This is a genomic window from Pseudomonas sp. IPO3778, assembly GCF_013386825.1.
GTDB lineage: Bacteria > Pseudomonadota > Gammaproteobacteria > Pseudomonadales > Pseudomonadaceae > Aquipseudomonas.
Genome location: NZ_JACARC010000052.1, coordinates 55,581 through 77,365, shown reverse-complemented (window position 1 = coordinate 77,365; position 21,785 = coordinate 55,581). Strand labels below are relative to the sequence as shown.

Sequence of the window (21,785 nt, the reverse complement as noted above, 5' to 3'; positions counted from 1 at the left end):
AGTGGTGGGGCAAGAGCGTTTTGGTTACTTTTGCGCTTTTCAAAAGTGACCCGCTGTAAGAGCGGAACCGTCAGCCGCCGTTACCTAAATAACGGATATACACCCCAGCCCAACTCAACCCCAACACAAAAACCTGGCCTACACCGCATATCAGCTTTTACGCGTCGCATCATCCAACGCCAAAATGGTATGAGCATTGGTCACCGTGGTCGCCAGGGTATTGATCACCCCCGACCGCAACGCCCCCAGCGTCGCCGCCGCCTTGGTGTTCTCACTGGCAATCGCCACCACATCCGGAATCCGGAACAGCTCCTGCACCGTCAACCCGATCACCCGCCCCTGAATCGCGTTAACCGCCGGCTGCCCGTGAATGTCGATAAAGTCGTACCCCATCATGTCCCCCACCGTGCCGGACAACCGCGCCTGGGCGATCTCCTGGGGCGAAAACCACCCCATGCGCACCATGTTGCTGTTCTCACTCATGTCGCCAATACCAATCAACGCCATGTCGGCACGGCGGGCGCGATCGAGGGTAGAACGTACCGTGTCATTGCTGATCAGCACCCCGCGCAATTCCGGGTTGGCCACCAGCGCAGGGGCATACAGGCTTTCACTCTCACCACCAAACCGCAGGGCCAGCCGCCGACAGATATGGTCGGGATTCATGTACTCACCCGCCTTGAGCGAACCACCAATGGCGCACACAAACGTGCAATTGCGCGTCACCGGCAGAAACACGTTATCGGCCACCGCGCCCACGTTACGGCCCATGCCAACCGCGACGATCATCCCGTCGCTGAGGGTCTTGTTCAGGTAGTTGGCCACCAGGCTCGCAACCGCCGAACGCTGGGTATCGGGGTCGCTGTGGTCAACCGCGATCAACGCGCGGTCCAGCTGGAAGCGCTCCACCAGCGCCTGTTCCAGCTCGTTGTTCATCGCCGGATGCTGCAACACCCGCACCTCGACAATCCCTTCATCCCGTGCGCGTTTGAGCAGGCGGCTGACTTTTGCCCGGGACAGGTCGAAGCGCTTGGCGATGGCTTCCTGAGTGACGTTCTCAAGGTAATAGAGCATCGCCACTTCGGTCATCAGGTCGATGTCGCTGGCGATGCGCTGGGTACTGTCACTCATGGGCACGGGCTTCCGTTTCGGTGTCAAAGGCGCATTCTCCCGACTCTTGCCCCGTTCCGTCCACTACTGATGCCCGTCACGCTCGATCGCATTGATGCGGTCGACCTTGGCCCCGGAACGCGCGGCTTCGAACTCCGACTCCAGGAAGGACTTGACGATGCTCTTGGCCAGCTCCGTTCCGATCACCCGTGCACCAATGGACAGGATCTGCGCATCGTTGCTCTTGCGCGCCCGCTCCGCCGAGTAGGTGTCGTGGGCCTGGGCCGCGCGAATCCCCAGGACTTTGTTGGCCGAGATGGCCATGCCGATGCCGGTGCCGCACACCAGCACCCCCAGCCGTTGCTGGCCGGCATTGATCGCCGTGGCCACCGCCAGGGCGATGTCGGGGTACAGCACCGGCGCCGTGGAATGGGTGCCGAAGTCGGTCACCGGGTAACCCAGCGCCTCGATGTGGCGCTTCAACAGTTCTTTGAGCTCATAACCCGCTTCATCGCATCCGATAGCCACCGGGAAAGGTGTGTTCATGGCGTTTGGCTCCGCTGCCGTTTTGGGTGCTGGAGAATGATCATATGATCACTCAATGAAATTTCGCTCAGTCATTTCTCGAATATTCCAGGCGCTCTGTCAAGCGGGATTTAGCTGACCTCATAGTCAAAGCCCTCTAAACCGGCACACTTTGCGCAAATCCGTCCATTTACAACTTTTCAGTGAAAGAGATTGACTGATCAGAATTTCATTTGATACACATATGATCACAGCGAAACATGACTGTGCGACCTAATAAGAATTCACAGCACGAGGACACGCCGATGGCCACGCCATTACTGCTCCAGGCTGAACACGTCGCCAAGGCTTACGCCGGGATCCCTGCCCTGCGTGAGGGGCGCCTCTCTCTGCGGGCCGGCAGCGTCCACGCTCTGTGCGGCGGCAATGGCGCAGGCAAATCGACTTTTCTCGGCATCCTGATGGGCATCACCCAGCGTGATGCCGGGACCATCCTGCTCAACGGTTCACCCGTTCAGTTCAACCGCCCCAGCGAAGCGCTGGCAGCCGGGATCGCGATGATCACCCAGGAGCTGGAACCCATTCCCTATATGACCGTCGCCGAAAACATCTGGCTGGGGCGCGAACCGCGCCGCGCCGGGTGCATCGTCGACAGCAAGGAATTGAACCGGCGCACTCGCCAATTGCTGGAAAGCCTGGAGTTCGACGTCGACGCCACCAGCCCCATGCACCGCCTGAGCGTGGCGCAAATCCAGTTGGTGGAGATCGCCAAGGCCTTCAGCCATGACTGCCAGGTGATGATCATGGACGAGCCCACCTCCGCCATCGGCGAGCGCGAAGCGGAAACCCTGTTCAAGGCGATCCGCCGCCTCACTGCCCGTGGCGCCGGCATCATCTATGTGTCCCACCGCCTCAGCGAGCTGGCGCAGATTGCCGACGACTACAGCATCTTCCGCGACGGCGCCTTTGTGGAAACCGGGCGCATGGCCGATATCGACCGCGCCCACCTGGTGCGCGGCATCGTCGGCCAGGAACTCACGCGCATTGATCACAAGGTGGGCCGCGAATGCGCCGCCGAATGCTGCCTGGACGTCGACAGCCTGAGCCGTGCCGGCGAGTTCCAGGACATCAGCCTGCAACTGCGCCAGGGCGAGATCCTCGGTATCTATGGCTTGATGGGTTCGGGTCGCAGCGAATTCCTCAATTGCATCTACGGCCTCACTACTCCGGACTCCGGCAGCGTGACCCTGCAAGGCAAGCCGATGCCCATCGGCCTGCCCAAGGCGACCATCCGGGCCGGCATGTCGCTGGTCACCGAAGACCGCAAGGACAGCGGCCTGGTGCTCAGCGGCAGCATCCTCTCGAACATCGCGTTGTCGGCGTACAAGCAGTTGTCGAGCTGGTCGCTGATCAATGCGCGCAAGGAAAACCAGCTGGCCCAGGACATGGTCAAGCGCCTGCAGATCAAGACCACCTCCCTGGACCTGCCGGTGGCGTCGATGAGCGGCGGCAACCAGCAGAAAGTGGTGCTTGCCAAATGCCTGTCGACCCAGCCGATCTGCCTGCTGTGCGATGAGCCGACCCGGGGCATCGACGAAGGCGCCAAGCAGGAGATCTATCACCTGCTGGACCAGTTCGTGCGCGCCGGTGGCGCGGCAATTGTGGTGTCGTCCGAAGCCCCTGAATTGCTGCACCTGAGTGACCGTATTGCCGTGTTCAAAGGCGGAAGGCTGGTGACCATCAGCAGCGATACCGCCCTTTCCCAGGAAGCCTTGTTGAGTCTTGCCTCATGAATGCCAAATCACTTTCTACACCTGCAGCCGCCCCCATCACCACCGCGCCCCGCAGCCGCCTGCGCCTGTCCCTCGACCGCTTCGGCCTGCCCCTGGTGTTTATCCTGCTGTGCCTGGTGATGGCCTTCGCCAGCGAATACTTCATGACCTGGCGCAACTGGATGGACATCCTGCGCCAGACCTCGATCAACGGGATTCTCGCCGTGGGCATGACCTACGTGATCCTGACCAAGGGCATCGACTTGTCGGTGGGCTCGATCCTGGCCTTTGCCGGGCTGTGCAGCGCCATGGTCGCGACCCAGGGTTATGGCGTGCTGGCGGCGGTCAGCGCCGGGATGTTCGCCGGGGCGATGCTCGGGGTGGTGAATGGCTTTATGGTCGCCAACCTGTCGATCCCGCCGTTTGTGGCGACCCTGGGCATGCTGAGTATCGCCCGGGGCATGACCTTCATCCTCAACGACGGCAGCCCGATCACCGACCTGCCCGACGCCTACCTGGCCCTGGGCATCGGCAAGATCGGCCCGATTGGCGTGCCGATTGTGATCTTCGCCGTGGTCGCGCTGATTTTCTGGATGGTGCTGCGCTACACCACTTACGGCCGTTATGTGTACGCGGTGGGCGGCAACGAGAAGAGTGCACGCACCTCCGGGATCGGCGTGCGCAAGGTGATGTTTTCGGTGTACGTGGTGTCGGGGTTGCTTGCCGGATTGGCCGGTGTGGTGCTCTCGGCACGCACCACTTCCGCCCTGCCCCAGGCCGGTACTTCGTATGAGCTGGATGCGATTGCCGCGGTGGTGATCGGCGGCACCAGCCTGTCCGGCGGTACCGGCACGATTGTCGGCACGCTGTTTGGCGCGCTACTGATCGGCGTGATCAACAACGGCCTGAACCTGCTCGGCGTGTCCTCCTATTACCAGCAGGTCGCCAAGGGCCTGATCATCGTGTTCGCAGTCCTGATTGATGTGTGGCGCAAGAAAAAACGCTAGTCGCTTTTCCTCGAAAACCGAACTGAACGACCTACAACAATAAGCGGAGTTCTCATCATGAAAGTTGGTATTTCCCTGGCCGCCGTCGCGGCACTCTCCCTGCTCGCCAGCAGTATTGCCCTGGCAGCCGATGGCAAGACTTACAAGATCGGCGCCGCGGTGTACGGGCTCAAGGGCCAGTTCATGCAGAACTGGGTACGCGAGCTGAAGGAACACCCGGCCGTCAAGGACGGCACCGTGCAGCTGACGGTGTTCGACGGCAACTACGATGCCCTGACCCAGAACAACCAGATTGAAAACATGGTGACCCAGCACTACGACGCGATCCTGTTTGTGCCGATCGACACCAAGGCCGGCGTGGGCACCGTGAAGGCCGCCATGAGCAACGACGTAGTGGTGATTGCCTCCAACACCAAGGTGGCCGACGCCAACGTGCCGTATGTGGGCAACGACGACGTGGAAGGCGGCCGGCTCCAGGCCCAGGCCATGGTCGACAAGCTCAACGGCCGCGGCAACGTGGTGATCATCCAGGGCCCGATTGGCCAGTCGGCCCAGATCGACCGGGAAAAAGGCGAGATGGAAGTACTGGGCAAACACCCGGACATCAAGATCATCGAGAAGAAAACCGCTAACTGGGACCGCGCCCAGGCCCTGGCCCTGACGGAAGACTGGCTGAACGCCCACCCCAAGGGCATCAATGGGGTGATCGCGCAGAACGACGACATGGCCCTGGGTGCGGTGCAGGCGTTGAAGTCCCACGGGCTGACGTCCAAGGATGTGCCGGTGACGTCTATCGACGGCATGCCGGATGCGATCCAGGCCGCCAAGAAAGATGAAGTGACCACCTTCCTGCAAGACGCCCAGGCCCAGTCCCAGGGCGCCCTGGACGTAGCGTTGCGGGCACTGGCCGGCAAGGATTACAAACCGCAGTCGGTGATCTGGGAACGCTATGGCAAGGACGTGAAATGGGGTGACGGCACCGCCAAGAACTACATCCTGCCGTGGGTGCCGGTGACCAATGCGAATGCGGATGCGCTGTATCAGCAGGTGAGCGGTACCAAGTAACACCCGCGACCCACTGTAGGAGCGAGCTTGCTCGCGAAGAACCCGAGAGCGCAGCGGGGTACCAGGCTTCCCGCGTCATCGTTAACGACCTTCGCGAGCAAGCTCGCTCCTACAGACAGCCCACAACACAGGAGTCACGTTCATGTCTGGATTCTGGAATCAAGCCTTCGACCTCACCGGCCGCTGCGCCGTGATCACCGGCGGGGCCGCCGGGATCGGTCTGGCTTGTGCCAGCCTGTTGGTGGAACGTGGCGCGCGGGTGGCCCTGCTGGACCGCGACCCGGCCGTGGTCGAAGTCGCCGCCAACCTCGGCGCCGGGAACATCGGCATCGCCGTGGACCTGCGCCAGCTCGACCAGGTGCAGAGCACCGTCGACTACGTACTCGATCACTTCAAACGCCTGGATTACCTGGTCAACAGCGCCGGTGTCGCCCTGCTGGACAAGGCCCTGGACGTCAGCGAAAACGCCTGGGATACCACCCTCGACATCAACCTGAAAGCCAGCTTCTTCGTGGCCCAGGCCTGCGCCCGGCACATGCTCGCCCAGGGCCGCGGGCGCATCGTCAACCTCGCCTCCCAGGCGGCGGTGATCGGCCTCGACCGTCACGTCGCCTACTGCGCCAGCAAGGCCGCCGTGGTCGGCATGACCAAGGTGCTCGCCATGGAATGGGCGCCCCACATCAACGTCAACGCCATCTCCCCGACCATCGTCGAAACCGCCCTGGGCAAAAAGGCCTGGGCCGGCGAACTGGGGGAACGGGCCAAATTGCAGATCCCGGCGGGCCGTTTTGCCCAGCCGGAAGAAATCGCCGGGCTGGTGTTGTACCTGCTCAGCGATGCCGCCCAGATGATCACCGGGGAAAACGTGGTGATCGATGGCGGCTACAGCATCCAGTAATTGATCTTTTGCCGTGAGGTTTATCGTCATGTCTACCGTTACCGAACGCACTGCCGAACAACTGTCTCCCGTGATTCCGAAAACCATGCAGGCCGTGGTCTGCCACGGCCCCGAAGATTACCGCCTGGAAACCGTCGACGTGCCCACACCCGGCCCCGACGAGATCCTGACCAAGGTCGAGCTGTGCGGCATCTGCATGGGCGACATCAAGACCTACCGCGGCGCGCCATCGTTCTGGGGCGACGCCGAGCAACCGCGCTACGTGAAGCCGCCGATGATTCCCGGGCATGAATTCGTGTGCCGCGTGGTTGCCCTCGGCCCGGGTGCGGAAAAGCGTGGGGTGAAGGTCGGCGACCGGGTGATTTCCGAACAGATCGTACCGTGCTGGGGCTGCCGTTTCTGCAACCACGGCCAGTACTGGATGTGCCAGAAGCACGACCTGTATGGCTTCCAGAACAACGTCCAGGGCGCCATGGCCCAGTACATGATCTTCACCAAGGAAGGCATCATCCACAAAGTGCCGGACTCGATTGCCACGGACGAAGCAATCCTGATCGAACCCCTGGCCTGCTCGCTGCACGCGGCGGAGCGGGCGAATGTGGATTTCGACGACATCGTGGTAGTGGCCGGTGCCGGCACATTGGGCCTGGGAATCATCGGCGCGGTGCGCCTGCGCAACCCGAAAAAACTCATCGTGCTCGACATGAAACCCGAACGCGCCGCCCTCGCCCTGCGCATGGGTGCCGATGAAGTGTGGAACCCGGCGGAAGTCGACGTGATGGCGAAGATTCGCGAGATCACCGATGGTTACGGTTGCGACATCTACATCGAGGCCACCGGGCATCACAAGGCCGTGAACCAGGGCCTGGCGATGCTGCGCAAGCTGGGGCGTTTTGTGGAGTTCAGCGTGTTCAATGACGAGGCCACGGTGGACTGGTCGATCATCGGCGACCGCAAGGAACTGGACGTACTGGGCTCGCACCTGGGCCCGTACATGTACCCCCGCGCCATCGACTTTATCAGCAACCGCAAGATCGACATGCGCGACGTGGTGACCCACAAATTTGCCCTGGCAGACTTCAAGGAAGCGTTTGCGGTGATGGAGCGCGGGGACAAGTCGCTTAAAGTCGTCCTGGAACCCTGATTGGCTCAATAACACAAAACCCTGCGGGCGCCGGACTCTTTGTGGGAGCTGGCTTGCCTGCGATAGCATCGACCCGGTGTCACTGAAAGACCGAGGCGCTTGCATCGCAGGCAAGCCAGCTCCCACAAAAGCCCCCCGCCCCAACACCCAGAACAAGAACACAGGAAACCGCGTTATGAATCGAGTGATAAACGATCCGGATCAGGTGGTCGAGGACATGCTGCGGGGCATTCTGGTCGCGCACCCCGAGCTGCGCCAGTACGAAACCAATCCACGGGTGATCGGCAAGGCCAAGCCGTCGCCACAAGGCCGGGTGGGCATCGTGACCGGCGGCGGTTCCGGCCATGAACCGGCCTTTCTTGGCTATGTCGGCCCGGGCCTGGTGGACGCCGTGGCCGTCGGCGAGATTTTCTCCTCGCCCACCGCCAAAAGCTTCTTCGACGCCTTCCGCGCCGCCGACCACGGTGCCGGCGTGGCGTGCCTGTACGGCAACTATGCCGGCGACAACATGAACGTAAAGCTGGCGATGAAGATGGCCGCCAGCAAAGACATGCAGATCCGCACGGTGGTCGCCAACGATGACGTGGCCTCGGCGCCCAAGGCCGATATCGCCAAGCGGCGCGGGGTGGCGGGCGAGATCTTCATGTGGAAGGTCGGCGGTGCGGCCGCTGCCCAGCATTACGACCTGGACGGCGTGATTCGTGTGGCCCAGAAGGCCGTCGACAATTGCCGCTCCATCGGCATCGGTCTTACACCGTGCACCATCGCGGCGGTGGGCAAGCCGAACTTCCAGATCCCCGACGGGCAGATGGAATTGGGCATCGGCCACCACGGCGAGCCGGGCATTGAAGTGATCGCCATCGAGTCTGCCGAAGCCATGGCGGCGCGCATGCTCGCGCCGATCCTCGCCGACCGCGACTTCAGTCAGGACGACAGCGTGGTGGTGCTGGTCTCGGGCCTGGGCGCCACGCCGGTGATGGAGCTTTACATTTTCTACGCCGAGGTTGAACGTCAGCTGCAGGCCAAGGGTTTGAAGATTCACCGCTGCTACGTAGGCAACTACTTCACCTCCCTGGAAATGATGGGCGTGACCCTGACCTTGCTGGGCCTGGACGCCGAGCTGAAAACCCTGATCGACCAACCCTGCCGTTCCATCGGCATGACCCAGGCGGAATAAACCATGAGCCAGCATTTCTCCACCCACGACGGCAGCGCCATCGTCGCCGACCTGGTGAGCGTGATCGTTGCCAACCGCGAGTACCTGAGCGAAGTCGACGGCGCCATTGGCGATGGCGACCACGGCATCAACATGGCCAAGGGGTTTGCCCATTGCGGGCGTACGATTGAAGGCCGTCAGTTGACCCTGGCCGAGGCGCTGGACGAATTGACGCTGAGCCTGATGGAAGGCATCGGCGGCTCCATGGGGCCGCTGTATGGCAGCCTGTTTATCGGCATGGCGGACGAGGTGCGCGGCAGCGAAGACATTGACGCGGCGACCTTTGCGCACTTGCTGCGGGGCGGACTGACGTCGTTGCAGGACATCACCGAAGCCGGCGTGGGGGACAAGTGTTTGATGGACACCCTGATTCCGGCGGTGGAGGCATTTGAGCAGGCTCATGCCTCGGGGGCCTCGTTCAGTGAGGCGCTGGAGGCGATGAAAAGTGCGGCCTCCCAGGGGCGGGATTCGACCAAGGACCTGGTGGCGAAGATTGGCCGGGCGAGTCGGCTGGGTGAGCGCTCGCTGGGCGTGCTGGATGCCGGGGCCGTGTCGTGCTGTTTGATACTGACGCGGCTGGCGGATTCGGTTCAACCGCGGTTGGTGTAGCGCCTGGCAAGGCCTCATCGCAGGCAAGCCAGCTCCCACAGTTGATCGAGTGTGCCTGGGCGTACGCTGTCAACTGTGGGAGCTGGCTTGCCTGCGATGGCCGCGGCGCGGTTTAACGTTTATCACCAAAAACAGCTGCACTCTGCTTCACCTGCTCTATGTACCGCGCCACCGCCGGCGCCTTTTCAAAGCGCCGGTGGATCAGTGACAACCACGATGACGCCTCACTCCCCTCAATCGTGCGGTACACGACGTTCGGCATGCCCACATGCCCCACCACCGACGCCGGCACCACCGCCACCCCCTGCCCCAGCGACACCAACGCAATCACCGCCACCAGTCCACCTGGTTGCGGCCCCAGGCGCGGCGCATAACCGCCCTGCGCCGCCACGTGCAGCGTGCCGCTGATTTGCTCGGGCAAGATAAACGTCTCGTTCTGCAGGTGCTCGCAACTGATCGCCTTCAACCCCAGCAGCCACGAATCCTGAGGCAGTGCCAGTACAAACCCCTCACTGCTCAAGCGCACCGCGTCGACGCTGTCAGGCAAGGGCATCGGCGAGCGAATATAACCAATGTCGTAACGCCCCTCTGCCACCAGCCCGGGCAACGCCGCCATGGGACTCTCCCGCACGTTGAGGCTCACATCCGGGCAGGCCGCGCAGAACGACTGTACCTGGCGCTGCAACAGCCCCAGGTACACCGCCGACGCCACATACCCCAATTCGATATGACCGATCTCGCCACGCCCGGCGCGCTGGGCATTGCGCTGGGCAGATTCGAACTGGCGCACGGCCGCTTGCGCCTCGACCACCAACGTCGCGCCCGCCTCGGTCAGGCTGACCTCGCGCTGGCGGCGGATAAACAAGCGGGTGCCGAGGGTGTTTTCCATGTCCTGGATCTGCCGGCTCAGCGTCGGCGGCGCGATACCCAACTGTTCGGCGGCACGGGTGAAATTGCGTTGCCGGGCAACGGCCAGGAAGTAGCGGAAATGCCGTATTTCCATCACAGGATTAGCTCAAAGGTAATGAAGTGTTCTCTGGCACCTAACAAAGGCGCGACTGAGCGGGGATAAGCTCGCGGTACGCTTACAGTAGAGAGGCTCTCCCATGTTCGTCAAATCATTGGTGCTGGTGCTTACCGGCTTTAGTGCGTTGCCTGCGGCGCTCGCTGCGCAGTCCCCACCGAGTATTGCCCACAAAGCAATCCTGACGTTTGCCATCGCCCAACAGGTCGCCGCTAACGCTCGCCAGATAGCCACCGACAAAGGCTGGCCCTGCGCGCTGGCGATCGTCGATGACGGCGGCTGGCCGATCCTGACGACCCGCATGGACGGTGCACCGGTAGTCGCCGGTATCGAACTGGCCCAAGGCAAGGCGCGCACTTCGGCGCTGTTCAAACGGCCGTCCGCCGACCTGGAGAACGCCATCAACGGCGGGCGCCAGGCAGCCCTCTCTGCCGGCCTGCTGATGATGAAAGGCGCCCAGCCAATCATCCTGGAAGGCCAGGTGGTGGGCGCCATCGGCATCAGTGCCGACACGCCGGCCCACGACGACGAGATCGCCCTGGCGCCGGCGGGTTCGGTGCAGCCATGAGCAAGGTCAGCCCACGCCTCACACTGCTGACCGCTTCCGGGGTCTGTTCACTGATTGTGCTCGACACCAACATCGTCGCCGTCACCCTGCCAAGCATCGCTCGGGACCTGGGGGCGAATTTTGCCGATATCGAGTGGGTGGTCAGCGCTTATATGCTCGCCTTCGCCGCACTGTTGCTGCCGGCCGGGAGCATTGCCGACCGCTTCGGGCGCAAGAAGTCGCTGATCTGGGGCCTGAGCATTTTCATTCTGGCGTCCCTGGGTTGCGGCGCAGCGCCCAATGCGCTGTTCCTGGATATCGCACGTGCTGTCAAAGGGGTGGGCGCAGCCTTGCTCTTGACCTCGGCCCTGGCTTCCATCGGCCATGCCTTTCATGACGAAGTGGAGCGCGCCAAGGCCTGGGCGTTCTGGGGCGCGTGCATGGGCGTAGCAATGACGGCGGCGCCGACCCTGGGCGGCTTGATTACCCAGTACCTGGGTTGGCGCTGGATTTTCTACCTCAACTTGCCCATCGGCCTGGGCTTGATGGCGCTGTCGGTGCATGCCATCCCGCCTTCGCGGGACAGCCAATCAGCGCGACTCGATCCCTGGGGCAGCCTGACCTTCAGCGCCAGCCTGCTGTGCTTGATCTGGGGCCTGATCGAAGCCAACCGTATCGGCTGGGACAACCCGCTGACCTACGCCCGGTTGCTGGGCGGCGTCGCGTTGTTGGGTGTGTTTGTGCTCGCCGAACGCCTGCAACAGCGGCCCATGGTGGACCTGCAACTGTTCAGGCACCCACGCTTTATCGGCGCGCTGCTGGGGATGTCTGCCTACGCCGGCTGCGCCCAGGTGATGATGACGTTGCTGCCGTTCTACCTGCAGAACGGCCTGGGTTTCTCCGCGATTGCCTCCGGGCTGGGCATGTTGCCGTTCGCCTTGACCATGCTGATCTGCCCGCGAATCGGCGCACGCCTGGCCGGCCGTTTTGCCCCGGCGACGATGATGGCGACGGGACTCACGCTGGTGGGTTGCGGCAATCTGCTCAGTGCCTGGGCGGTGAATATCGGCGGCTACCTGCCGTTCGCCCTGGCGATCGCCGTCACCGGGGCCGGCGCCGGATTGCTCAATGGCGACACCCAGAAAAACATCATGGCCTGCGTGCCACGGGCCCGTGCCGGGATGGCGTCGGGCATGAGCACCACCATGCGCTTCAGCGCGATCATGTTGGCGATCGGGGTGTATGGGGCGTTGTTGAGCAGCCATAGCGAGCAGTTGCTGCACGCAAGCCTGGGTTCGCAGTGGCAGGAACAGGTGTCGGGGATTGCTTCACGGGTGGTGGCCGGTGATATGCCGGCGGCGATGGCACTGCTGCCTGAGTCGGCGCGAGGGACGGTGCAGCCACTGGCGCGGCAGGCATTTGTCGGCGGGTTCAGCGGGGTGTTGTGGGTGGCGGGATTGTTGGGCTTGCTGGGGGCGCTGGTGGTGGGGGCGTTGATGCAGCATCCCATACCGGCGGTGCCGCAGGCTTCACTACCCACTCGGTGAGGGAACCACCACAAACCCATGTGGGAGCGGGCTTGCTCGCGAATGCGGAGTGTCAGTCAATACATGTGTGACTGATCCACCGCATTCGCGAGCAAGCCCGCTCCCACATTTTGATCTTTGCCAGTCAGTTGACCGGTTACCAGAAACGCTGCTGGGTCAGGCGGCTCCACCAGGTCAGTAGCACCCGGTCAACCGAGCCGCTGGCCGCCAGGCCTACCCGCTCTTGCAGGCTTTTACGCTCGGCGTAGTGCAGGTGGAACACCTCGGCGGTCTTGGCTTTGGTGGCCAGGTATTCATCGCTGGTTTGCAGCTGGTCCACCAGTTGCTTGTCCAGCGCCGCAACGCCGAGCCAGACTTCGCCGGTCGCCACGTCGTCAATCGCCAGTTGCGGGCGATAACGGGACACGAAGTTCTTGAACAGCTGATGGGTGATGTCCAGGTCTTCCTGGAACTTCTCCCGGCCCTTCTCGGTGTTTTCGCCAAACACGGTCAGGGTGCGTTTGTACTCGCCGGCGGTCAGCACTTCGAAGTCGATGTCGTGCTTCTTCAGCAGGCGGTTGACGTTGGGCAACTGGGCCACCACGCCGATCGAACCGAGGATGGCAAACGGCGCACTGATAATTTTCTCGCCGATGCACGCCATCATGTAGCCGCCGCTGGCCGCCACCTTGTCGATGCACACGGTCAACGGCACACCCGCCTCGCGGATACGTGCCAGTTGGGACGACGCCAGGCCGTAGCTGTGGACCATGCCGCCGCCGCTTTCGAGGCGCAGCACCACTTCGTCCTTGGGCGTGGCCAGGCTCAGCAGCGCGGTGATTTCATGGCGCAGGCTTTCGGTGGCCGAGGCCTTGATGTCGCCGTCGAAATCCAGCACGAACACCCGCGGCTTGGCCTCGGGCTTTTTCTTGCTGTTCTTCTTTTCGGTTTTGCTTTCGGACTTGCGCAGGGCCTTGAGCTGGTCCTTGTCGAGCAAGGTCTGCTCCAGGCGCTCACGCAGGCCCTTGTAGAAATCATTGAGTTTGCTGACCTGTAACTGGCCGGCGGATTTGCGACGCCCCTTGCTGCGCAGTGCGGCAAAACTGGCGAGGACCACCAGAATGGCAACCACCAGGGTGACGGTTTTAGCTAGAAAACTTGCGTACTCGGCAAGAAACTCCATAGGACACCTGTGAGGCTTGAAAGGCGCAGTCTACGGGGATTGTCGCTGCGATGTCTAACACTGTCGAACGCAACAAAATCCTACAAAAATAACCGGTATTTCCTACTTGCGTAGCTCAATTCCCACAACATTTTCAGACGCCTCACCCAGCATTCACGGGAGAAAACCGCCTTAAACTCCGCGTTTATCAGCCCCCGTAGAAGCCACGCTCATGTCTAGCAGGCCGTGCAACATTCCATGCCCTCTGCGCACGTCCTGGATGCTGGCAGTCCTGGCGATAGTGCTGGTTGCCCCCACGCCCGCCCTGGGCGCCGACCCGCGCACTCAGGAACTTGAGCGACGCACCCGGGAACAGCTCGAGCTGGAGCAACGCTTGCGCCTGCTGGAGCGCTCTGGCCCCGTGCCACCTCAGGCTGGGCCTGCACCGCCCCCACCCCCGCCCATCGAACCCTGCTGGCAAGTTAGGGGGCTCCGACTGTCTGGCAACACCCTGATCAGCCTGGCGCAGATCAACACACAGCTTCAGCCGCTGATGAGCGACTGCATGGGTGTCACCCCCATCAACCAATTGCTGGCGACCCTGACCGCGCTGTATGCCGACGCCGGCTTCATCGCCAGCCGGCCTTACCTGGCGCAACGGCCCCAGGACGGCCAACCCCTGGACGTCATCATCGAGGAAGGTTTTGTCGAAAGCATCGAGCTTGCCACCCCCGACCTGCCTATCTCACTGCGCGGCGCTTTCCCCGGGATGCTCGGCAAACCGCTGCAACTGCGGGAGCTGGAACAGGGCCTCGACCAACTCAACCGCCTGCGCTCCCTGGACCTCACCGCCGACGTGGCCCCCGGCAGCTTGCCCGGCGGCTCGCGGCTGCTGATTCGCCCACGCACCAGCGCCGCGCCGATCGGCGCCGTGGTGAGCTACAACAACCGTGGCACCGACTACATCGGCCGCAACAACGGCGCGCTGACCCTGACCTACGACAGCCCCTCGGGGTTGAACGATTTTATCGCCCTCAGCACCAGCACCACCCTGGACCAGACCTCCGCCTACAGCCGCAGCCAAAGCCTGTATTACAACATCCCCTACGGTTTCTGGACCCTGGCCCTGAGCGCCAGCCACGCCCAATACCGCTACCCGGTTCAATTGCCCGGCCAGGCCGTCCGCGCCAACGGCCAGACCCGCCAATACGGCGTCAGCCTCAACCGCCTGCTCTGGCGCGATCAGGGCACGCTGCTCAACGGCATGCTGCGCCTGAGTTCAAAGCGCTCCCAGAGTTACTTCGCCGATCAATACCTGGCCATCCAAAGCCCGAGCCTGACGGTCGCCGAGGCCAGCCTCAACCTGCTGAACATCACCGATGGCCTGTGGAATGCCAGCGTCAGCTACGCCCAGGGCCTGGACTGGCTGGGAGCCGACCGCGACGAGCAAAGGCTGTCACCCGCCCTGCCCCGCGCGCAGTTTCGCAAGTACCGCGCTGACGCCAGCTACTGGCGCCAGGGCCGCGATGCCCCATGGAACTGGAACAGCCAGTTGGCGTTGCAATACAGCCCCGACCCACTGCCCAGCCTGGAACAGCTGCTGCTGACCGACGACTACGCAGTGCGCGGCTTTCGCCAAAACCTGGTGCAGGCGGCCACGGGCGCCGTGTGGCACAACACCTTGAGCTTGCCGCGCAACCTCGGCGCGCAATGGACCCTCAGCCCACGGCTGGGGCTGGATGTGGGCTGGAGCAAGCTGCTGGCGGGCGCCCAGAGCCAGCGGTTGGCCGGTGCCAGCGTGGGGGTCGGCTTGAGCACCCGGGACTGGCAACTGGACCTGGATTACCAACACGGGCTCTACGGACCGCCCCGTTCGAGCCAGGAGCCGGGCTTCTGGCTGATGGAGTTGAGCCTGCGCCTGTGAACCCGTAGGACGGGTATTGCGGAGCGATACCCGAGGAGGCTTCAACCGTGCTCGCAAGGAGCAGTAAGGACAGTGCACGCAACCCCATAACAACAATCAAAAAAAGGTTTCGTCATGAAAAAAGCCGTACACCTGCCCCCGGCCGCCCTCAAACCCTGCCAGACCCTGCGCTGGATGGTGTGCGGCCTGGTCGTTGTCCACTACATGCAGCCCGCCATGGCCGCCAGCGGGGCGACCGTGACAGTGACCCTGGCTGCGTCCACCCCGCAGGGCCCGGTCCCGGCGCCCGGCGGCGCCACAGTTTCCACCCAACAAGGAGTGCCGGTGGTCAATATCGTTGCCCCGAACGCGGCGGGGCTTTCCCATAACCAGTTCCTGAACTACGACGTTGAACGCCAGGGGCTGGTGCTGAATAACTCAACGGTGGCGGGCCCGTCGCAATTGGCCGGGCAACTGGGGGCCAACCCGCAGTTCAATGGCCGCGACGCGAGCCTGATTCTCAACGAAGTGATCAGCCGCAACAGTTCGAGCATCAACGGCCCGCAGGAGATCTTCGGTCGGGCCGCCGACTATGTGCTGGCCAACCCCAATGGCATCAACGTCAATGGCGCCAGCTTCATCAACACGCCACGGGCGGCTTTTGTGGTGGGCAGCCCGGAGTTCGAGGACGGGCGCCTTGCCCGCCTCACCACGGTTGAGGCGCGCAACGAGCTGATTGTGGGTGATCGCGGGCTGAGTAATATGGCCGGCGCCATTGACCTGATTGCACCGCGTATCGATGTCACCGGCAGCACCGACGCACGGGGCGACCTGAATGTGATCATGGGCTTCAACCAGGTGGCCTACGACGATCGGCGGGTCCAACAAGTCCGCCAGCCGGCCAGGCCGCCCGTGGATGCACAACTGTTTGGCGCGATGCAGGCCGGGCGGATCACTATCATCAGCACCGTCGACGGCGCCGGGGTCAAGGTGGCCGCGCCGCTGCTGGCCATGGCGGACCTGACGGTGACCTCGGCCGGTGACCTGGACATTACCGGCACTACCCAGGCGCAGTCGCTGATCGCCAAACCCACGTTGCTGAACAGCGACAACGGTGATGTGCGGTTGCAGGCCAACGATGACCTGGTGCTCACCGCCACCGACGTCAACGGCCGCAACATTGAGGCCAGCGCCGGGGGCGACCTGCGCCTTGACGCCGTCACCAGCTCCCGCAAAACCGAACAACGGGAAGAATGGGACACGAAATTCCTGTTCATCACCACCGAGACCTACGACAAAAAAACCACCGAGACCCGCCTCCAGCAACGGGGCAGCACCCTCACGGCCCGCGCCGACCTGACCCTGAAGGCCGGCGACAACATCGAGCTCAAGGCCTCCACCGCCAGTGCCGGCGGTACCGTTCAGGCCGAGGCCGGCAAGAACCTGCGCCTGAGCGCACTGAATGACTCGAAGGAAACCCGCGAAACCCTCAACCACCGCAAGAACCTCTGGCGCGGCGACTACGACAAAACCGAAAAGATCGAAACCGCCCGCAGCAGCAGCCTCACCAGCGGCGGCGCGATGCGGTTGAGCAGCCAGCAGGACCTGCAAGTACTCGGCAGCGAGGTCGTGAGCCAGGGCGACCTGACGATGGACGCCGGGGGCAAGGTGGACATCGGCACCACCCGGGTCGTGCAGGAGAACTGGCAAAAAGACTACGAAGGTGACCTGCTCTCCGGCAGCTTTTTCGGCGAGAACCTGAAGGACGAGCGCAGCGAAGACCTCGTGGTCGGCAGCCGGGTGGAGGCCAACGGCACCTTGCGGCTGCGCTCCGAAAATGTCGCCATCAGTGGCAGCCAGGTCGTGGGCATGAAGGATGCACTGCTGATCAGCACCAGCGGCGCCCTGAGCATCGACGGCGCGCAAAACCTGGTGACGTCGGACAAGTCCGTCACCGACAGCAAGCTCTTCGGCCTGCTCAAGGACCAGACCCGCGAGCGTAAGGACACCACCACTCAGGTCCGCAGCCAGGTGCACTCCCAAAGCAACCTGCGCCTGCAGAGCGCCAGCGACCTGAACGTCACCGCCTCGGAGGTGTCGGCCCAAGGCAGGCTCGAACTGGAGGCCGCCCGCGACATTAACTTGCTGGCCGGGCAGAACCTCGAAAAGACCCTCACTGAAACGGACCGCCATGGCTTCTCCGCCTCAGCCGGCGAAACCAAGGAAACCGCGCCCGGAATCAAAGGGTCGGAGCAATACCAGGCCGGGGTCAACTACACCCAGCAGCAAACCACCACCACCGAGGACACACTCACCCACGAGGGCAGCCAACTCAGTGGCGGCAGCGTGGACATCACCGCCGGCGAAAAACTGTTGGTCAAGGGTTCCGACGTGACCGCCACCGACGGCGATTTGAACCTGGCGGCCCAGTCCATCGACGTGCTGAGCGAGGCGGATAACAACCGGCGGGTGGTCGAGGAAAACAGCCTCAGCCTGGGGCAGTTCTACACCGGCGGCATGGACCGCGCAGGCGGTGGCTGGCAGGTCGACAAGGACAAGGCCGTGACGACCACCGACACCCGCACAGTTCAATCGAGCCACCTGACGGCGGCGGGCAACCTCAACCTGAACGCCGGTGATGGCCAGGGCCAACTCGTCACCGAGGCCGCCAAGGTCAAGGCCGGCGGCGAGCTGAATATCAGTGCAGGCAGCCTGGAAAATCGTGCGGTGTACGACAGCACGGTGGAGACGCGGGAGGTCGACCACTGGAGCCTCAGTGTCGGCGCCAACCTCGAGTACAAGGACGTGACCCGGCCGATCAAGAAAGTGGTGGACGGAATCGACCAGACCAAGGTCTACCAACCCTCGGTGCTGGATGCGCTGGACCCGCCCAACCTCGGTATCGACCTGGCGGTCAACGTCCTGGACAGCCGCGCCGAGTCGGGCGCCACCACGGCGGTGGTGAGTGAGTTCGAGGGCGGCGCGATCAACATCAACGTCGACGGCGCGCTGACCGACACCGGCACCCGCTACGTGGCCACCGACGGCACGCTGGCAATCAGCGCCGGGAGCCATACGTTTGCAGCCGCTGAAAACACCACCTTCAGCCGGGACAAGGGCACCGATGTCGACACCGCATTGCGGGCCTATACCACCACCGGCAGCGACATCAACGCGCGGATCCTCGGCTCGGGGGGCAGTTTCGACCTGCGCCAGGCCACTGGCACCGCCGTACCCGGCAGCCTGGAGGGCAAGTACGGGATCCAGGTGCAACTGGGTACGGATGGCCGGTATGAGGGCACCCGTATGGATGCCGGCCAGGGCGACCTGAAAATCCGCACGCCCGGGTCCCTGCGCTTTACCGAGGCCCGCGACTGGCAAACCAGCGATGAAACCACCCTGGGCGGGTTTGGCTGGGTGGAAGCCGGCACCAGCCCCGACACCCTGAAAAAGGCCAACGCGGGCGGCCAGCTCGACAAGGCCTGGCTGGAGGTCGAAGACACCCAGGGCCGTGAAGCACGCCTGTTCGCCGAAGGCCTGACCGAGATCATCGCCGGGCAGGACCTGACGCTGCAGGGCACGCAAATCGGCTCAGCCGAACGCGACAGCGGCGAGGTGCGGCTCAAGGCCGGCGGTGACGTTGAGTTCCTGGCCGGTGTCGACACCCATTCGGCCACGGGCGGCAACCTCGGCGGTGGTGCACGGGTGAGCGTCAAGGCCACGCAAAGCGACACCGCCAGCGGCACAAGCGGCGGGTTCGGTATCCAGGGCGGCGTGGGCCGCATTGATGAACGCAGTACCCTGCAACGGGGTGGCAGCCTTGACAGTCGCGGCACAGTGCAAATCGAAGGCCGCAACGTGCGCCTGCAAGGGGTGCAAGGCAAGGCCAGGGCGTTCGAGCTGGCGGCCACTGGCGGCGAGCTGATCCTGGAATCCGCCGTCTCCGATGCGCAGCGCGACAACCAATCCCTGACCGCCGGGCTGGGCGCCAGCCTCACTCGCAGCTCGGAGTCGTCGGGCAACGGCTCAGGCCTGTTCGCCCGCGCAAAGGGCGGCATCGACCAACTGGACAGCCAAACCCACGACAACACACGCCTGCAGGCTGACCGGGTGCAACTCGACAGCCGGGGCGATACGCGCCTGCTGGGCGCTACCGTCACGGCCGGCGAGGTCAGCGGGAAGGTTGGCGGCGACCTGGTGGTCGAGAGCCGGCAAGATCAGGTGCGGCAATTGACGCTGAACGTGGATGCGCAATTGACCACCGAGAAAAACCCGGCCGGCGGCATTGATAAGGCCAGCGTTGCTGCCGGCCCGCTCGGCAGCTCCCTGAAAGACACCAGCAAAAAACTCTACGAAAAAGCCGCCGACAAAACCCAGGCACTCAAGGACAAGGTGCTGGCCAAAAGTACTGACCGCCCGGGCGCCTCCCGCGACCGCTTCAAGGACCTGCTGTTCCAGAACCCGGAAAACCGCGATGTCACCCCGACCTTGCTGGCGGACTTCAGCCGTACTCGCAACGACACCGTGGCCGAAGCTTCAGGGATCCAGGGCCGTGACGGTGTGGGTGTGCAGGTGGCGGGCCGTGTCGACCTGCTGGGCGCACGGATCGGCTCCAGCGATGGCGCCGTGGACCTGGGTGGCGCGTCGGTCACCGGCAAGGACTTGAGTGGCCGCGACCAGCGCACAGACCTGGGCCTTAATGTCTCCTCTTCCCCTTTGCTGCTGGGCCAGGCGCTGTACAAGGAATTCACCCAAGAGCGTGATCCGCAAAGCCTGGCCGACGAGCAGTTCAATACCGGCCTGCTGCGTATCGGCGGGCACGACCAAAACCAATTACTGACCAGCGGGGTTGATCAAAAAGGCCGCTGACCGCGGCAAGCAAGCGGTGCAGCCCCGGTGCCGGGGCTGGCCTCTAACGAGCTTTTAAAACAAGCGTATGTTTTTTCATTGACAGCTTCCCGGCATCGCCATAACCTCGCCAGACTTTCAACGTACCGGGAAAACGGACGTGGGCAGCATTTACCTGATTCGACATGGCCAAGCCTCCTTCGGTGCAGACGACTACGACGTGCTGTCGCCCATCGGTGTGCAACAGGCGCACGTGCTGGGCAGCCACCTGGCGGAACTGGGCCTGCGCTTCGACCGTTGCGTGTCGGGCGACCTGCGCCGGCAACAACACACCGCCACCGCCGCCTTCGAACAATACAGCGCCCTCGGCCTGCCGGTACCGCCGCTGGAAATCGACAGCGCGTTCAACGAATTCGACGCCGAGGCCATCATTCGCGCCCTGCTCCCGGACTTGCTGCACAGCGAACCCGAAGCCCTGCACATCCTGCGCAACGCCGCGCAAAACCGTGGCGAGTTCCAGCGCATCTTCTCCCTGATCATCGAACGCTGGCTGGCCGGCACTTACGACCCGCCGGGCCTGGAAAGCTGGCTGGGGTTTGTCGAGCGTGTCCAGGGTGGCCTGCAACGCCTTCTTGAAGCCGCCGACAACCGCGACAAAATCGCCGTATTCACCTCCGGCGGCACCATCACCGCCCTGCTCCACCTGATTACCCGAATGCCTGCCACACAGGCCTTCGAACTGAACTGGCAAATTGTTAACACCTCGCTCAACCACCTGAAATTCCGAGGTCGCGAGGTGGCACTGGCTTCCTTCAACAGCCATACCCACTTGCAACTGTTGAAGGCGCCGCAGCTCATCACCTACCGATGAATTGCGGCCAACCGTGACCCCAAGGTCACTGGACTCACCCAAAAGGATCGAAACCATGACTGACGTAGCTAAAGCCGTAGAAGCAATGAAAGCCAAATTCAACCCAGCCGCTGCCGACGGCCTGGACCTGGTGTTCGGTTTCCGTATCGACGACACCCAGAACTTCTCGCTGGTGGTAAAAAACAAAACCTGCGAACTGCTGGAAGGTGAAAACCCCGACGCCCAGGTCACCCTGGTGATGGACGGCGACACCATGAAAGGCATCGTCAGCGGCGAAACCGACGGCATGCAAGCCTTCATGGGCGGCAAACTGCGCACTGAAGGCGACATGATGCTGGCCATGAAATTGAGCGAGCTGTTCCCGGCCTGATCAAGCCTGTTTTAAATGACAAATCCCGCCAATGGCGGGATTTGTCGTTTCTGGCTTCTTGTAGGAGCGAGCTTGCTCGCGAGAAACCTGAGCGCGCCGCGTTGAATCAGGCTGCCAGCGTCATCGTTAACGACCTTCGCAGGCAAGCCAGCTCCTACAGTGGACCGTGCCCGCTCTCCGGCTTCTTG

At 63.1% G+C, this 21,785-nt stretch carries 17 protein-coding genes; 13 read left to right on the top strand and 4 right to left on the bottom strand.

Features of this window, described 5'->3' with window-relative positions; genetic code table 11:
* Positions 1 to 150 precede the first annotated feature (150 nt).
* A complete protein-coding gene (locus HX855_RS26555) occupies positions 151 to 1,131 on the bottom strand; it encodes a sugar-binding transcriptional regulator (protein WP_003215718.1) in 981 nt (326 codons plus the stop codon).
* Positions 1,132 to 1,194: 63 nt separating this feature from the next.
* A complete protein-coding gene (gene rpiB, locus HX855_RS26550; protein ID WP_177089901.1) occupies positions 1,195 to 1,656 on the bottom strand; it encodes a ribose 5-phosphate isomerase B in 462 nt (153 codons plus the stop codon).
* Between the two features lie 284 nt (positions 1,657 to 1,940).
* Between rpiB and HX855_RS26545 the strand changes: the two genes are divergently transcribed.
* The 7 genes from HX855_RS26545 to dhaL all read left to right on the top strand — a co-directional run bounded on the left by HX855_RS26545 (position 1,941) and on the right by dhaL (position 9,346).
* Complete coding sequence (locus HX855_RS26545; protein WP_177089900.1) at positions 1,941 to 3,428, top strand: sugar ABC transporter ATP-binding protein; 1,488 nt, start codon at positions 1,941 to 1,943, stop codon at positions 3,426 to 3,428.
* Positions 3,425 to 4,414 carry an ABC transporter permease gene (locus HX855_RS26540; RefSeq protein ID WP_010172022.1) on the top strand — a complete coding sequence of 330 codons (990 nt, stop codon included), beginning with the start codon at positions 3,425 to 3,427 and terminating at the stop codon, positions 4,412 to 4,414. The genes HX855_RS26545 and HX855_RS26540 overlap by 4 nt, the downstream gene beginning before the upstream one ends.
* 57 nt (positions 4,415 to 4,471) lie before the next feature.
* Complete coding sequence (locus HX855_RS26535; protein ID WP_177089899.1) at positions 4,472 to 5,479, top strand: substrate-binding domain-containing protein; 1,008 nt, start codon at positions 4,472 to 4,474, stop codon at positions 5,477 to 5,479.
* A 142-nt stretch (positions 5,480 to 5,621) separates the two neighbouring features.
* On the top strand, positions 5,622 to 6,377 hold the full coding sequence (locus HX855_RS26530) for an SDR family oxidoreductase (protein WP_177089898.1): 756 nt from the start codon (positions 5,622 to 5,624) through the stop codon (positions 6,375 to 6,377).
* 28 nt (positions 6,378 to 6,405) lie between these two features.
* Positions 6,406 to 7,521, top strand: coding sequence for an alcohol dehydrogenase catalytic domain-containing protein (locus HX855_RS26525; RefSeq protein ID WP_177089897.1), 1,116 nt, complete (start codon positions 6,406 to 6,408; stop codon positions 7,519 to 7,521).
* 175 nt (positions 7,522 to 7,696) lie between these two features.
* Positions 7,697 to 8,698 (top strand): dihydroxyacetone kinase subunit DhaK, encoded by a 1,002-nt coding sequence (locus HX855_RS26520; RefSeq protein WP_177089896.1) that lies wholly within the window; start codon positions 7,697 to 7,699, stop codon positions 8,696 to 8,698.
* 3 nt (positions 8,699 to 8,701) lie between these two features.
* A complete protein-coding gene (dhaL, locus tag HX855_RS26515) occupies positions 8,702 to 9,346 on the top strand; it encodes a dihydroxyacetone kinase subunit DhaL (protein WP_177089895.1) in 645 nt (214 codons plus the stop codon).
* A 112-nt stretch (positions 9,347 to 9,458) separates the two neighbouring features.
* Here the strand turns inward: dhaL and HX855_RS26510 are convergent, their stop codons facing one another.
* Complete coding sequence (locus tag HX855_RS26510) at positions 9,459 to 10,349, bottom strand: LysR family transcriptional regulator (RefSeq protein ID WP_177089894.1); 891 nt, start codon at positions 10,347 to 10,349, stop codon at positions 9,459 to 9,461.
* Positions 10,350 to 10,452: 103 nt separating this feature from the next.
* Between HX855_RS26510 and HX855_RS26505 the strand changes: the two genes are divergently transcribed.
* Together HX855_RS26505 and HX855_RS26500 are read left to right on the top strand one after the other, a co-directional pair.
* The gene (locus HX855_RS26505; RefSeq protein ID WP_177089893.1) at positions 10,453 to 10,938 is read left to right on the top strand and encodes a heme-binding protein; all 486 of its coding nucleotides are present in this window, start codon (positions 10,453 to 10,455) and stop codon (positions 10,936 to 10,938) included.
* A complete protein-coding gene (locus tag HX855_RS26500; RefSeq protein ID WP_177089892.1) occupies positions 10,935 to 12,464 on the top strand; it encodes an MFS transporter in 1,530 nt (509 codons plus the stop codon). Before HX855_RS26505 ends, HX855_RS26500 begins: the two co-directional genes overlap by 4 nt.
* A gap of 136 nt (positions 12,465 to 12,600) precedes the next feature.
* On the opposite strand, the gene sohB is transcribed toward HX855_RS26500, so the two are convergent.
* The gene (gene sohB, locus HX855_RS26495) at positions 12,601 to 13,626 is read right to left on the bottom strand and encodes a protease SohB (protein WP_177089891.1); all 1,026 of its coding nucleotides are present in this window, start codon (positions 13,624 to 13,626) and stop codon (positions 12,601 to 12,603) included.
* Positions 13,627 to 13,837: 211 nt separating this feature from the next.
* On the opposite strand from sohB, the gene HX855_RS26490 reads away from it, so the two are divergent.
* The 4 genes from HX855_RS26490 (at position 13,838) to HX855_RS26475 (ending at position 21,597) form a co-directional block, all read left to right on the top strand.
* Positions 13,838 to 15,529 carry a ShlB/FhaC/HecB family hemolysin secretion/activation protein gene (locus tag HX855_RS26490; protein WP_256353094.1) on the top strand — a complete coding sequence of 564 codons (1,692 nt, stop codon included), beginning with the start codon at positions 13,838 to 13,840 and terminating at the stop codon, positions 15,527 to 15,529.
* Positions 15,530 to 15,643: 114 nt separating this feature from the next.
* Positions 15,644 to 20,377, top strand: coding sequence for a hemagglutinin repeat-containing protein (locus HX855_RS26485; protein WP_177089890.1), 4,734 nt, complete (start codon positions 15,644 to 15,646; stop codon positions 20,375 to 20,377).
* A gap of 139 nt (positions 20,378 to 20,516) precedes the next feature.
* Positions 20,517 to 21,227, top strand: a complete 711-nt coding sequence (locus HX855_RS26480) for a histidine phosphatase family protein (RefSeq protein WP_177089889.1) — start codon at positions 20,517 to 20,519, stop codon at positions 21,225 to 21,227.
* Between the two features lie 55 nt (positions 21,228 to 21,282).
* Positions 21,283 to 21,597 (top strand): SCP2 sterol-binding domain-containing protein, encoded by a 315-nt coding sequence (locus HX855_RS26475; protein ID WP_008434667.1) that lies wholly within the window; start codon positions 21,283 to 21,285, stop codon positions 21,595 to 21,597.
* Positions 21,598 to 21,785 lie beyond the last annotated feature (188 nt).